This is a genomic window from Bacteroidia bacterium (assembly GCA_041391665.1).
In the GTDB taxonomy this organism is placed as follows: domain Bacteria; phylum Bacteroidota; class Bacteroidia; order J057; family J057; genus JAGQVA01.
Map to the genome: position 1 here is coordinate 1,079,389 of JAWKNO010000001.1, position 13,532 is coordinate 1,092,920.

General features: G+C 43.6%; 15 protein-coding genes. 8 read left to right on the forward strand and 7 right to left on the reverse strand.

Features of this window, described 5'->3' with window-relative positions; all coding sequences use genetic code 11:
* Positions 1-62 precede the first annotated feature (62 nt).
* On the reverse strand, positions 63-596 hold the full coding sequence (locus tag R3D00_04475) for a TetR/AcrR family transcriptional regulator (protein ID MEZ4772416.1): 534 nt from the start codon (positions 594-596) through the stop codon (positions 63-65).
* A 167-nt stretch (positions 597-763) separates the two neighbouring features.
* On the opposite strand from R3D00_04475, the gene R3D00_04480 reads away from it, so the two are divergent.
* Together R3D00_04480 and R3D00_04485 are read left to right on the forward strand one after the other, a co-directional pair.
* Complete coding sequence (locus R3D00_04480) at positions 764-1,057, forward strand: type II toxin-antitoxin system HigB family toxin (GenBank protein ID MEZ4772417.1); 294 nt, start codon at positions 764-766, stop codon at positions 1,055-1,057.
* Entirely contained in the window at positions 1,041-1,433 is a 393-nt protein-coding gene (locus tag R3D00_04485) for a helix-turn-helix domain-containing protein (protein ID MEZ4772418.1), read from the forward strand. The genes R3D00_04480 and R3D00_04485 overlap by 17 nt, the downstream gene beginning before the upstream one ends.
* A 13-nt stretch (positions 1,434-1,446) precedes the next feature.
* On the opposite strand, the gene rsmA is transcribed toward R3D00_04485, so the two are convergent.
* The 4 genes from rsmA to R3D00_04505 form a co-directional block, all read right to left on the reverse strand.
* On the reverse strand, positions 1,447-2,208 hold the full coding sequence (rsmA, locus tag R3D00_04490; GenBank protein MEZ4772419.1) for a 16S rRNA (adenine(1518)-N(6)/adenine(1519)-N(6))-dimethyltransferase RsmA: 762 nt from the start codon (positions 2,206-2,208) through the stop codon (positions 1,447-1,449).
* Positions 2,209-2,213: 5 nt separating this feature from the next.
* Positions 2,214-3,308 carry a sterol desaturase family protein gene (locus tag R3D00_04495; GenBank protein ID MEZ4772420.1) on the reverse strand — a complete coding sequence of 365 codons (1,095 nt, stop codon included), beginning with the start codon at positions 3,306-3,308 and terminating at the stop codon, positions 2,214-2,216.
* Between the two features lie 72 nt (positions 3,309-3,380).
* Positions 3,381-4,604 (reverse strand): sodium:proton antiporter, encoded by a 1,224-nt coding sequence (locus tag R3D00_04500; GenBank protein ID MEZ4772421.1) that lies wholly within the window; start codon positions 4,602-4,604, stop codon positions 3,381-3,383.
* A gap of 10 nt (positions 4,605-4,614) precedes the next feature.
* A complete protein-coding gene (locus R3D00_04505) occupies positions 4,615-5,352 on the reverse strand; it encodes a HEAT repeat domain-containing protein (protein ID MEZ4772422.1) in 738 nt (245 codons plus the stop codon).
* Between the two features lie 164 nt (positions 5,353-5,516).
* Between R3D00_04505 and pdxA the strand changes: the two genes are divergently transcribed.
* On the forward strand, positions 5,517-6,605 hold the full coding sequence (gene pdxA / locus R3D00_04510) for a 4-hydroxythreonine-4-phosphate dehydrogenase PdxA (protein MEZ4772423.1): 1,089 nt from the start codon (positions 5,517-5,519) through the stop codon (positions 6,603-6,605).
* A gap of 4 nt (positions 6,606-6,609) precedes the next feature.
* On the opposite strand, the gene nadD is transcribed toward pdxA, so the two are convergent.
* Positions 6,610-7,182 carry a nicotinate (nicotinamide) nucleotide adenylyltransferase gene (nadD, locus tag R3D00_04515; GenBank protein MEZ4772424.1) on the reverse strand — a complete coding sequence of 191 codons (573 nt, stop codon included), beginning with the start codon at positions 7,180-7,182 and terminating at the stop codon, positions 6,610-6,612.
* 9 nt (positions 7,183-7,191) lie between these two features.
* A complete protein-coding gene (gene gmk / locus R3D00_04520; protein ID MEZ4772425.1) occupies positions 7,192-7,761 on the reverse strand; it encodes a guanylate kinase in 570 nt (189 codons plus the stop codon).
* A gap of 161 nt (positions 7,762-7,922) precedes the next feature.
* Between gmk and R3D00_04525 the strand changes: the two genes are divergently transcribed.
* The 5 genes from R3D00_04525 to R3D00_04545 all read left to right on the forward strand — a co-directional run bounded on the left by R3D00_04525 (position 7,923) and on the right by R3D00_04545 (position 13,499).
* Positions 7,923-9,518 carry a VWA domain-containing protein gene (locus R3D00_04525; protein MEZ4772426.1) on the forward strand — a complete coding sequence of 532 codons (1,596 nt, stop codon included), beginning with the start codon at positions 7,923-7,925 and terminating at the stop codon, positions 9,516-9,518.
* A 137-nt stretch (positions 9,519-9,655) separates the two neighbouring features.
* Positions 9,656-10,345 carry a class I SAM-dependent methyltransferase gene (locus R3D00_04530; protein ID MEZ4772427.1) on the forward strand — a complete coding sequence of 230 codons (690 nt, stop codon included), beginning with the start codon at positions 9,656-9,658 and terminating at the stop codon, positions 10,343-10,345.
* Between the two features lie 73 nt (positions 10,346-10,418).
* Entirely contained in the window at positions 10,419-10,856 is a 438-nt protein-coding gene (locus tag R3D00_04535; protein MEZ4772428.1) for an SRPBCC family protein, read from the forward strand.
* An 89-nt stretch (positions 10,857-10,945) separates the two neighbouring features.
* On the forward strand, positions 10,946-12,385 hold the full coding sequence (locus tag R3D00_04540) for an aldehyde dehydrogenase family protein (GenBank protein ID MEZ4772429.1): 1,440 nt from the start codon (positions 10,946-10,948) through the stop codon (positions 12,383-12,385).
* 31 nt (positions 12,386-12,416) lie between these two features.
* The gene (locus R3D00_04545) at positions 12,417-13,499 is read left to right on the forward strand and encodes a phosphotransferase family protein (GenBank protein ID MEZ4772430.1); all 1,083 of its coding nucleotides are present in this window, start codon (positions 12,417-12,419) and stop codon (positions 13,497-13,499) included.
* Positions 13,500-13,532: the final 33 nt, after the last annotated feature.

Here is a 13,532-nt window from a genome sequence, read left to right on the forward strand (position 1 = left end):
AGCAAACGTAGTTCTACGAAATGAGCAATTTTAGACGCTACCGTCCAACGGCGATGAAATACTCAGGCAAAGCTGTTTGCTATTCGCTTTAGGTTGGCGAAGTAGTCGGAAAGCCATTGGTGATTGAGGTTTTCTGAATTGATCTGCAAATAGAAATTTTCAAGGGCCAGCTCAAAAAAAGCCGCCAGCTGTTTTTGAGTGAACTGTAAGTTTAAATCTTTGACCCAAACCAGAACAAATCCATCCCCAACTATTTTATTGGATTCTGATAAAGTATCTGCAAATGATTGAATTTCCCGGTTTATGCGTAGCTGTCGGTTGAAAAGCAGGTCGATTTTGTGTTCAGCCAGAATGTCAATTAAATCCGGGTTAATATTCTTCGCATTAAGCTCTTTTTCCGCCATAATGCAGGACTGGCTGATATGATGTTTTAGCAAAAAGCCAATAAATATTTCAAGATCTGCAAAATGATGATAAAAGGAAGACTTGCTTACGCCAACCTTTCTGGACAGCGATTCGATTTTTAGTCCGGTTGCACCCCCTAGCGCAAATGTTTCATACCCTTTTTTTATCCAGATGTCTTTGCTTTCTGTCATAAATTATGGTCGTTTGTGTGCAGCCAGCCTGACAAAATCATCCACACTCAACTGCTCTGCCCGGAGGGAAAATAGGGAAAATTTCTATTTAGAGGTATGGTTATTTTTGGTAATTTTGTTCTATATTTGGGAACATTTTAATTGGCACTCCGTAACTCAACCATGAAATGAGAGTAGTAACCCCTAAAAGATTATGGGAGTTCTCAGAATCGCATCCATCAGCTAGAATTGCATTGCTGAATTGGTATGAGATTACCCGGAATTCGTTTTGGGGAAACCTTAACGAAATTAAGCGGGATTTTCCTTCAGCAGATTATGTGGGTAACAATCGAATTGTTTTTAATATAAAGGGAAATCGATACCGGTTGGTAGCTATAATAATATTTGCTTCTCAGAAATTGTACATCCGCTTCATTGGCACACATTCTGAGTACGACAAAATTGATGCAAGTACGATTTAAGAATATAGAAATGGAAGAAATAGCCGATATCCAAACTTATCAAAACGCACTACAGCGAATGGAAGAACTTCTTAATGTCGTAGGCAATGAAACAGATCCGACATCAGTTGAATATAAAGAACTGGATTTGTTATCAGACCAAATTGCAGACTATGAAGAACATTATTTTCCATTTGAGCCGAAAACCCTTCGGGAAATGATTCAGCTTCGAATGTATCAGCGAAAGCTCAAACAGGCTGATTTGGCCAGGATTTTGGAAACTTCGCCCTCCCGGGTAAGTGAAATTTTGAGTGGAAAACGCAAGTTGTCTTTTACACTCGCCAAAGCCTTATATACTAAGTTGAATATCGATGCCGAATTGATCTTGAAGTCATGATTTTTTCGACTCCCTAACGCATTTCCCTTGCCAGCCTGACAAAATCATCCACACTCAACTGCTCCGCCCGGAGGGAAAGCCATTCCTCTTTTTCGGGAAAGTCGTTGAGTTCAATCCCCTTCAGCGCATTGCGCAAAGTTTTTCTTCGCTGATTAAACGCTGCTTTCACCAGTTGCTTAAATTGTGGAAAATCCACGTCAGGAAGCACTTCTTTTTTCACCATCCGTATCACTCCGCTCATGACCTTGGGTGGCGGGCGGAACACATGTGGCGGCACGGAAAACTCGTATTTCAGGTTGAAGTATGCGCCCAGCAATACACTCAAAATGCCATAGGTTTTGGAACCTTTGCCTGCGCAAATTCTTTCCGCCACTTCCTTCTGGATCATAAATACGCCCTCTTTAACCTGAGCGAGGTTTTCCAGCATCAGAAAGAAAAAAGGCGAACTGATATTGTAGGGAAGGTTGCTGATAAAATAGGTTTCTGCATCGAGATTTTCGGCAGGATTCCACTTCAATACGTCCTGATGAATGATGTCGGGTGAATACTTCGCAAATTGTGTCTGGATATAGGTTACGGCCTCAGGATCCACTTCCAACAGTTTGAGTGAAGGATATTTTTCAAACAAAAATGCTGTCAGCACTCCTTGTCCGGGGCCGATCTCAATGACCGTAGCGGAAGGCGGTGCAGAGAGCAGACCTACTATTTTTTGAGCAACAGAAAGGTCTGTGAGAAAATGCTGACCCAAATACTTTTTGGGTTTGAGATTTTGCATGGAGCTTAATCTGAATATTTTGTTTTTGTCAACAACCAGAAACTATGCAGTACTAACAGACCGAAGAGCGTTAGCAGCACAGGATTCGTAATGTGCTGATCCAGAATGAAGAGCGGTGCTAAGACCAGAAAGTTGATAAACCACAAAACAAGGCCCCAATATTTGTATTCTGAGATCCCTCCGTTGGCAATGGTGCCGAGGAAAATAATCCCAAAAAATTCAAGTTTCATATCTTCAGGGCAAATTTTTTCTATAGAAATATAATACAGCAACAACCCAAATATCAACAATCCCCCGGTCGCAATAAAATAATCCTGAATAAAATATGGGCGGCTTTTTTCCTTTTTTTGAGGTATGGGAATTTTGAATAACTTCAAAAATGGCAGATTATTAGCCCAAAAGACATCATAGTTTTTTTCATATTTTTTTGTTCCATAGATAATCGGAACCGTCTTTATCTCCGGTTGGAATGTCCCGAATAGTTTGTCCCAAAAAATAAAAGTTCCGCCAAAATTCCGATCTATATACTCGGGGTTTAATCCATGATGAACACGATGATGTGCGGGGGTAATCATGATTTTTTCCAGCCATCCACTGTTTTTTACCAGATGGTTGTGGTTGTAAAACTGGACAAAATAGTTGATGCTGGATGTTGCGATGAATACTTCAACAGGAACTCCGATGATGGCTAATCCTATGAAAAAGGGAAAAGAAGTCAGCGATGAATACCAGGAATTGCGAATGCCTAATGAGAGGCTAAAGTGCTCTCCTTCGTGATGGACGACATGCACAGCCCAGAGGAATTTGAATTTATGATGAAATCGATGGAGCCAATAGAAACAAAAATCCCAGGCGATGAACGCGAAAATCCAAATGCTCAGATAATTCCAGTCTGCCAGAAGGTGATAGTTCCAATAGGTTGATACAAAATGGAATGCCCCGATTTCCACGCCTCTGAGAACCCACATTAATATATGTCCGGAATTAATGTTAAAAACGACTTCTCGCCAGGGTATTTGTTCTTTTTTATATACTGAGATAACAAATAACTCAGTCAGAACAAGCAGTAACAGAAATCCATTGGCATATACCAGGCTCATGATGTCTTATTTTTGGGGCATGTCAGAAATTTGAATCTCAGCTTACAAAGTACAAAGAAATCAGACGTTTTGTCAAGCTCGTTTCGCGAGTCTTTCTATTGTCAGCCCTTGTACGATTATACTAAACAATACACAAAGATAGGTCGCGACCAACAGGATGTTTTTTGCTTCACTGCCCGGCAAAGATAAGACCAGAGCCAGCGAAAGCCCGCCCCTCAAACCGCCCCAACTGATGATCTGGGCTTCTTTATTTGTCAATTTTAGAAGTTTTGGAAATGCCAGATGTGGCAGATAAACCACACAAACCCGCGAAATTAAAACCACAAAAATTGAAAGCAGCCCCACGAAAAAATATTTTACCTCAAAGTCTATAACGATAAGTACAAAAGCGATGAGTATGAACAAAACTGCGTTGAGAATTACATCCACTAACTCCCAAAACTTATGGATATATTCTTGTGTTGTGTCGCTCATGGCGATATCCTGCCTGAAATTTCCAACCATCAACCCCATGACAACCATTGACAATGCCCCCGAAAGGTGCAAATAATTGCAGAAAGTATAGCCTGCCATCACAAAAGCCAGGGTCAATAAAATTTCTGTTTCATAATGGTCAACGGATTTTAACAGTAAATACAGGAAATAGCCCATGACCAATCCCATGATAATGCCACCAAAAGCTTCCTGGATAAACAGTACTGCGAAATGCGAAAAACTAAAAGTTCCCAGCGACAATGTGTCCAGCAAGGCAATGAAAACGACAACGCCTACCCCGTCATTAAATAAACTTTCGCCAACAATGGTGTATTCTGTTTTTTTAGGAACATTGGCTTTGGTCAGAATTCCTAAAACCGCTATGGGGTCAGTAGGGGAAATTAAGGCTCCGAAAATCAAACAATAAATATAACCAACCTCCAGGCTGAATAGCAGCGTTAATCCGTAGAAAAGCGTAGCAATCAGGATTGTCGAAAGTAAAACGCCCCCTAAGGCAAATGTGGCTATGGAATTGATCTGTTCTTTGAGATTGCTCCAGTTGGTCTGCAATGCCCCCGCAAAAAGTAAAAATCCTAAAAGGATATCGAGAAGGATTTTGTCAATATTGGCATGTTCAACATATGATTTGACTTCATCAATGGGAATGTTTAACCATAGTTTTGAACTGATCACCACTAACGACAGAATGGTCGATAAGAAAAACAGCCCGATTACAAATGGCAGTTTCAGGAACCGCTGGTTTACATAAGCAAATCCTGCCGACAGGCAGATGAGAATAGTTAAAGCGAAATATATACTCATGGACTTTATTTCAATTTTTGGTTGTAGAATGTCTCTTATCTATTTCTTCCAGGGTTCTTTCAATACCATCTCTTAGGATATAATCACGCGTGTTTTTATATGCTTTGTTTAAAACTGGGATCGATTTTTCTGAACCTACAGTTTCTAATGGCGTGCAAATCATGTTTTTGATATGGCTGTCTTTGGTGCCCTCAAAAATCTTCAATAACAAAGGCTCTACATCTGTATCATTGGTTTTTTGGAGGGCACAAATCGCTTTTATTTTGAGTTCTCTCGATCTGCCTTTTGCCAACGTTTTGATAGGTTCAATATTTATGGAGCTGGCAGTTTTATCCATACTTTCTATTCCAATTAAAATAGCGATTTTGAAGTCCGGGTCTTTCTCCTCCTCTAACCTGTTCATCAAAAAATTAAAGAGCTGGTCATCAGTTCTGTTTTTACACAAATGTGCAAGTGCAAAGTAAACATGCCTCTTTTTTGATTGTAATTTATTATCATCCAGAAAAGATAATAGCGTTTGTTTGTCGTTTTCAGATTCCAATTTTTCGGCCCTTCTGTAGCCATACCACGAAATATAATCTTTGCTACTGATTTCTGTCTGTCTCCTCTGGTGTAAAAGTGGAGAATATATTTCATCAGAAGCCATTACCTCAACCAGAAACCTTAAATCATTATTTCTTAAATCTGTTTCCAGCTTTAATATTGCTTCCTCAAGCTTTTTTTCGGTACTCTTAAAGATGTTGAACATATTACGACTGTTGCCTGGCACTCTGGTTCCTAAAATTGCTCATACTTCTTCATCATCCCAAATATTTTGGTAATTGTGTTTACGCAGAGAAAAGTATCCCCCTATTTCTGATTGTGCTTAAGTGTTTGTAATTTGCCGGGAATGAAGGTAATACTCCTCCCGAAATGAGCAACAATCCTAACGATAAACTTCGCATTGGCATTACCATCGGTGATGTCAGTGGCATTGGCCCCGAACTTGTCCTGAAAGCTTTTCAGGATCAACGCCTCAAAGACCAGTTTATACCCATTCTCTATGGTTCTTCCAAGGTTCTGAACATCTACCGTAAGGCGCTGGAAATCAATAAGTTTAATTATAACATTGTCCAGAAAGCCAGCCAGGCTCATGCCGGTCGACTCAATCTTATTGAGGTCGGTGATGACTCCGATCGCTTTGAAATCGGCAAACCTTCCGAAGCCGGTGCTCTCATCGCCTATCAGGCGCTGAAAAGTGCCATCGAAGATGCACAACATCAGGAAATCGATGCGCTCGTAACGCTTCCGGTGGACAAGTCGCTTATTCAGCAACATCATGCGGGTTTTACCGGTCATACGGAAATGCTCGCCGAGGCTTTTAATGTGGATGATAATCTTATGCTCATGGTATGGGACGGCCTGCGTGTCGGGCTTGTGACCAATCATGTCCCCATCCAGGATGTTTCCCGCAATATCTCCAAAGAGCGGATCATCCGTAAAGTTATGCTCCTGAATGAGTCCCTTCAATATGATTTCAATATTCCCAAACCGATGATTGCTGTCCTCGGACTCAATCCGCATGCGGGTGATAATGGTCTTATTGGCCCTGAAGAACGTGAAATCATTATGCCAGCGCTCGAAGAACTGAGTGCCAAAGGCATTTTTGTCTCCGGCCCATATCCCGCCGATGGATTTTTTGGTTCGATGACCTATAAAAGATTTGATGGTGTGATCGCTATGTACCACGACCAGGGGCTTACGCCTTTCAAGCTTCTGGCTGGTTATGAAGGGGTGAATTACACGGCGGGTATTCCTTTGGTGCGCACTTCACCTGACCACGGTGTGGCGTTTGATATTGCCGGGAAAAATATAGCCGATCCTGCCAGTCTGTATCAGTCCATTTTTGTAGCGATGGATGTGTTTCGCAACCGCACGGAAAATGCAGAACTTCGCGCAAATGCGCTGGTTATGGGCAAAAACTATGTTCGCGAAAGACTGGACGGCGATTACGAAGAATAAACGTTCATCGGTAAATACCTGAGGCTTCCATATATTCCCATACCGGGTCGGGAACCATGTACCTTACGGATTTTCCATCCTGGATCGTCTGCCGGATATAGGTGGCAGAAATATTGAGAAGGGGCGCTTCAAACCAATGTACATTGGGGTGGTCGTCAAACGGAGAGTGTATTTCGCCTACCCTTGGATACACAAATATGCGGTAGTATTTGAGGATCGCTTCAAAGTTTTTCCATTTATGCAGAAACTGAAGGTTGTCCTGCCCCATAATAATGGAAAATTTGTAAGACCGGTATTTGTCGGCCAGATGTGTCAGTGTATCAATGGTATAGGAGGGCTTGGGCATGGAAAATTCTACATTCGAAGCCAGCATCCGGGTATTTCCTTCGACGGAAAGTTCCACCATTTTCAGGCGATCGTATTCCTGTAAAAGATTACTCTTTTTCTTCAATGGATTTTGGGGAGAAACCACAAACCACACATAGTCGAGGTCAGTCTGATTGAGTGCAGTCTGCGCAAGAATCAGATGTCCGTGATGAATGGGATTAAATGAACCAAAAAACAGGCCGATGTTCATTTTTAAAAATTAAATATGAGTGCGAACGATTTCAAACAAAGTTTCGGTTGCCCTTTCCAGATCATCATTGATCACAACAAAATCAAAGCGATCACGGTAGCCCATCTCGCGTTCTGCCTTTGCCAGCCTCCGGTTGATTTCCGTTTCGCTATCTGACCCTCGTTGCCGTAGCCGGTCTTCGAGTGCCTGAAGAGATGGCGGACTGATAAAAATAGCCACCGCGTCCTCCCCATAGTGTTTTTTTATATTCAACCCACCTTCCACATCTACATCAAATATCGGATGGTTTCCTGCTGCGAGGATTCTGTCTACCTCGGCTTTCAGCGTTCCGTACAGACGTCCCTGATACACTTCTTCCCATTCGAGAAAATCTCCTGCAGCGATCCTTTTGCGAAAATCTTCTTCTGTGATAAAATAATAGTGTACACCGTCATGCTCGTAGTCTCTGGCCGGGCGTGTAGTCGCAGAGATAGAGAATGAAAATCCTTCAAAATGATTTAGCACACGGTTGACAAGCGTGGTTTTTCCCGCGCCGCTGGGAGCAGATATGATAAATACAGTTCCTTTTCTGAATTCCATAGGCAAAATTACACAATCCGGCTGAATCACCAATCATTGTGTGATTGAATATGAGAGATTGGGTTAACGGATATATAAACTTCACAGGTAATAAATTCCAACAAATCGAAATTGAATTAAAACCCTGAATAATTATTTTTACGATTCAAGGGTGTTGATATATGAAACTGAGGAGTGGAAAAATACTGGTTCTTGTATTATCTTTTACCGCCATAGCCTGTCTTCATGCACGGCCTGCACCTATTACCACAGAGATGATGCAGGCATTCAACCGGTATCCCGACTACCTCAATACCTGTGTACAGGATCTCTGGCTTACTCACAAGCAATTCGAAACATTTAATCTTCAGTTGAATCAGTATTATTTCCAGCGGTTTGAAAATGGTTTGGGTGAAAACAACCAGGTAGTATTGATGACTTTTCCCGATGAGTTGATTCGCGAAAACTCACAGGTGGTACGGGAGCTGATGGCTTCCTCTCGTTTTTTTGTGCCATCAGATCAGGAACGGCTCAATGCGCGTGTGGCAGAGATTCAGCTGATTTTTGCGCGCCTTCGTGCGATATCTTCGAAGCTGAAGGCATTTTCGCAAAATGCGAACAGCTACTCTCTGGATCAGGTAAAATCGATGTATGATCTTTTGGATGAGACCAGTGTCTTGTTTGAAGACTTTAACATAATCAAAGGCAATCTCTATTTTGAACTGGAACAAATCTACAAAAGCTATCAGGCGCCCGACCGTTGGAGCCCGTGGGTTATTGCTTCCGGAGAACTTCAATACCTCACGGCACTGAGCCACAAAATGCTTGATGCAGTACGGGTGGACAATCCGCAGGTGTTGCGCGAAGTTCTCCCTGAAATGGAGCGCGCCCTTGGAAGAGCGCTTTCCCGCCAGCGGGCAATCATGAAGGATATCGAGCCACGGCCGGAAAGTAGTTATGATCCATATCTGCGGTATCGGGAAGTGATAATCCAGGCAAGGACAATCGCTGATGCTACCCGCGAATTTTTGGACAATCCGCAGATCGATTCCCGATACGAGATTTTAGGGAAAGGGTATTATTATTTCAACTATCGGTTTGTCAACAAATACAGTGCGGAAGGGCAGGGGTTGATTCATCAGTACAACCGGTTTATTACCCTTTCCGATGCACCGTTATTAAAGGCGGTAGCCGAAGCCAATATTTTTCGTTCGATTCCTCCCGGTGCCTTGCCCGTGCAGTTTGCCGGACGGAACCTGACCTTTTTACTGGATATTTCAGGGTCTATGGACAGGTCTGATAAACTTCCCGTATTCAGGCAGGCCTTTGTATATTTACTGGAGCAACTTTCTCCTTCGGATTATGTGTCGATCATCACCTATTCGGGAAATGCGAATGTCGTGCTTCCTGTTACTTCCGTAGCGGATAAGAAGGAAATTCTGGCAGCACTGCATAAGGTCGAAGTAAAGGGCGAGAGCAAACCCGATGAAGGATTTATGTTGGCATATAAGGAAGCGGCGAGAGGATTTTTGAAAAATGGAGACAACCGGGTTGTGATGATTTCTGACGGAGGTTTTGAGATTTCGGCTTCACTGAGAAAATTGATTGCAGAGAATAGTGTGGGCAAAATATCACTTGATGCATTCTATTTCGGGCATAGCGAGTCCGTCGTAAGAACCCGGTTGAGCGGCCTTGCCCGGCTGGGCAACGGGACGTATGCACCCATACCGGCTCAAGGTGCCCCGGCAGTATTTTCGCGGTACATTTTAGGGAAATGATTCAAAATTTGCGATTCGCTGTTTTTTCTATTTTCTGTTTCCAAAAAAATATTATATTCCGCGATTGAACTGTAAAAAAAATCCAATTGACCGGGGGTGTAATAACGGAAAAGAGCAGAGATCCATTTGGGCAGGCGATGCGGGATTACTTTCGTGGACAACTCTCCGCGATGGTTCGTGTATTTTCAGATCTTGCCGAAGAAGATTATATCCCCGTGAAATATTTGTTTCGCAGCTATTCACTTATGCCTGAGTGGGAGAAAAAAGCATTGGAGGAATGTCGGGGAAGTGTTCTGGACATCGGTGCGGGAGCAGGCAGTCATTCGCTGGAGCTACAGAATATGGGGCTGGAAGTCACGGCATTGGATATCTCACCGGGAGCGGTGGAAATCATGCAGCAACGCGGCCTGAAAAATGTAACACACGGCAATATCTGGGAAATAACCGGGCAGACATTTGATACCCTGTTGATGTTGATGAATGGCATAGGGATCGTGGGCGATCTGAAGGGGCTTAACCGGTTTCTGGAATTTGTTCGCCGCCTTTTGAAACCCGGGGGGCAACTGTTGATGGATTCCTCAGATATCGCATATCTTTTTGAAGGAGAAAACACCGCGCCACCTAATCCGGTTTATTACGGAATCATCTCGTATCAGATGGCCTATAAAAAGACTTTGGGAGAAACTTTTGACTGGTTGTACATCGATTTTCCTCGCTTGTCGCGGCATGCCCGGGCACATGGATTTCAATGTGAACTTCTGACAAACGGCCCCCATTTTGAGTACCTTGCCAGGCTTACGCCTGTGGAGAAGAAATTAGAACCTTAACCACTGAAAATCAGTATATACAAGATTAGATTGTACGAGAAATCAGATCTTTGGAAAAGACACGTTGAAGATTATGAAATTTAAGGAAAGTATTATCATTGAAATGCCTGCTAAAAAAGTATTTAAGTTCCTGAGCAACTACAGGAGCCATAAACAATTTAGCAGTACCTATAGGGAAGCCAAGCAGGTCACAGAAGGGAAAATGGAGGAAGGGGTTGAGTTATTTACCAAGTCATTTTTTTTAGGTAGAAAGATAGAAACCAATAGTACGGTGATTCGCTTTGTCCCTGAAAAGGAAATAAAGTATAAATCGACCTCGGGCCCTGTGCCACTGGAAGTGCAGTTCCTCCTCGATGAAGAAGGGGAGACAACCCGCGTCACCCTAAACTACCAGATTGAGCCGGGTGGCTTTTTCCAGTTGGGTGAAACCTTCCTGCGTCCGCGTATCGGACAGGAACTGGAAGCGACTATGCGAAACCTGAAAATGATACTTGAAGCAAAAGCTTCCTGATACAGTGTCCCGTCTGTCTGGCATTTGCCAGACAGACAAAAAAATTATTATATTATCTGGCTTTTTAGCAGGACTATCATTGCCAGATAATGAAAAATACTATTTCCCTCGCACCCAACTCCGCAACATCTGAGCAAATCAGGCAGATGTTTGCCCTTCAGCAAGCGGGTACCCAAAAAGTTTCCGCCCGCACGGTCATCGAAAGAAAAGCGCGCATTCGCGCCATACTGGATTTTGTACTCGATCATCAGGATGAAATCAAACAGGCATTATTTCGGGATTTTCAAAAGACAGAGTCTGAAGTAATTATATCCGAGATCGCCCCGCTGAAAGTTGAGGCAAAATTTGTTCTGAAAAATCTGAAAAAATGGCTCCGCCCTGAAAAAGTGCCTACTCCCTGGGAGCTTTTGGGCAGCTCGTCTTCCATTCACCGTATTCCTAAAGGAAATGTGCTCATAATCGGGCCTTTTAATTACCCCTGGTTTCTCACAATAAAGCCTATTATCTGGGCAGTAGCTGCGGGCAACACGGTCATGGTCAAACCCTCCGAACTGATTCCCCACACCTCCTCGATGATACGAAAAATGGTAGAGCATATTTTCCCTCCCGAAGAAGTTGTGGTAGTGGAAGGAAATCCGGAAGTATCTATCGAGCTGCTGAAACTTCCCTTTAATCATATCTATTTTACCGGAAGCCCTCAGGTGGGGAAAATAGTCATGGAAGCAGCTTCCCGGCACCTGGCTTCTGTAACGCTGGAACTTGGCGGGAAGTCTCCGGTTATTATTGATGAATCTGCCAAAATCAGGGATGCCGCTTATCGGATCGCCTGGGGCAAAACCCTCAACAACGGGCAAACCTGCATTTCTCCCGACTATATCCTTGTTCATGAGTCAGTCAAAAGTGCTTTCGTAGAGGCTTATAAATCTTCTATTGCCAAAATGTTCAATGCAGAAGGAAAGGGTATCAGCCAATCTCCTTCATATTGCCGTATTGTCAATGCCCGGCATTTTGAAAGAATCGCACACCTCCTGGAAGATGCCGTGGAAAAAGGTGCGAAAATAGAAACTGGCGGAGAGACAGACTCAGCTCAAAATTTTATTTCCCCCACACTCCTGAGCGATGTTACAGAAGAAATGGAAGTAATGCATGAGGAGATATTTGGCCCCCTGCTTTCGCTGGTTACTTTCCGTAATATAGAAGACATACCGGCGATTGTGCAACGCCGCTCCCATCCGCTGGTATTGTATATATTTAGCCATAATCAGCGAAATATCGACTACCTGATGCAAAATATTCCTTCCGGCGATGCTGTCATCAATGACGTAATTATCCATTTTGGAAATAAATATTTACCTGTAGGCGGGATCGGAAACAGTGGAATTGGAAAGAGCGGCGGGTATGCGGGTTTTCGCGAGTTTACGCATGAACGCAGTGTCGTCCGCCAGGTATTCGGCAGTTTCAAACCAGTATTTCCGCCTTATGAAGGCAGAGCAGGAAAACTTCTGAAATTGTTTTTACGTGTTGTTTAGCCTGTAATGATTTAATATCCGCAAAATACGAATGACCTCTGAATGGTATGACAAACCCGGCCCGCTCCGGAAAGGCGAAAAACCTGATATGGCCGGGCTGGATGAATATTTATCTTCAAACCTTGAAGGCTGGGAAGGTATAACTGATATCAGTCAGTTTCCTCAAGGGTATTCCAATCTTACGTATATGATTTCCGGCAAGGAAAATCACTACGTGTTGCGACGACCTCCTTATGGGGCAAATATCAAATCGGGCCACGATATGTCCCGGGAATTCAGGGTACTTTCCAGTCTTAAAAAGGTATATGCAAAAGTTCCCCGGCCGGTACTATTTTGCGAAAACCCGGCTGTCATAGGTGCGCCCTTCTACCTGATGGAAAGAGTCAATGGCGTAATACTCCGCCCTAAAATGCCTGTGGAAATGCATCCATCGCCCTCTCTGATGGCGCAAATCGCAGCGTCGCTGGCAGGTAGCCTCGCCGAACTTCACGAAGTGGACTACCAGGCAGCTGGCCTGGGTGATTGGGGAAAACCGGAAGGCTATGTAGCCCGGCAGATAAGTGGCTGGACAGAAAGATATCTGAAAGCCAAAACCGATGAGGTACCGGAAATTGAAGCTGCCGCCCGGTGGCTCGCCGAAAATATGCCCAAAGCCTCGTCTGCGTCTCTGATTCACAATGACTTTAAATACGACAATGTAATTTTAAATCCTGACGACTGGTCAGAGGTAATAGCTGTGCTTGACTGGGAAATGGCTACAATCGGAGACCCACTGATGGATCTCGGCACCAGTCTGGGTTATTGGGTTGATCCAGGTGATCCGCCGGAAATGCTGGCGCTTCAACTGAGTCCGACTACACTCCCCGGCAATCCTACCCGGGCAGAAATGGCCGACCTTTATGCAAAAAGATCGGGAAGAGATGTGGGACAGGTTTTATTTTATTATGTTTATGGGCTCTTCAAGGTATCGGTGATTGTTCAGCAGATTTATTGGCGGTACAGAATGGGGCATACCGGAGACACGCGATTTGCGAATCTTATTCACGCTGTGCGTGGCTGTGGTTTGATGGCTGCACAGGCGATTGCAAAAAAGCGGATTGACCGGTTGTTTTGAGCGCGTTTTATACTTGTTGTAATAGAATTTTAT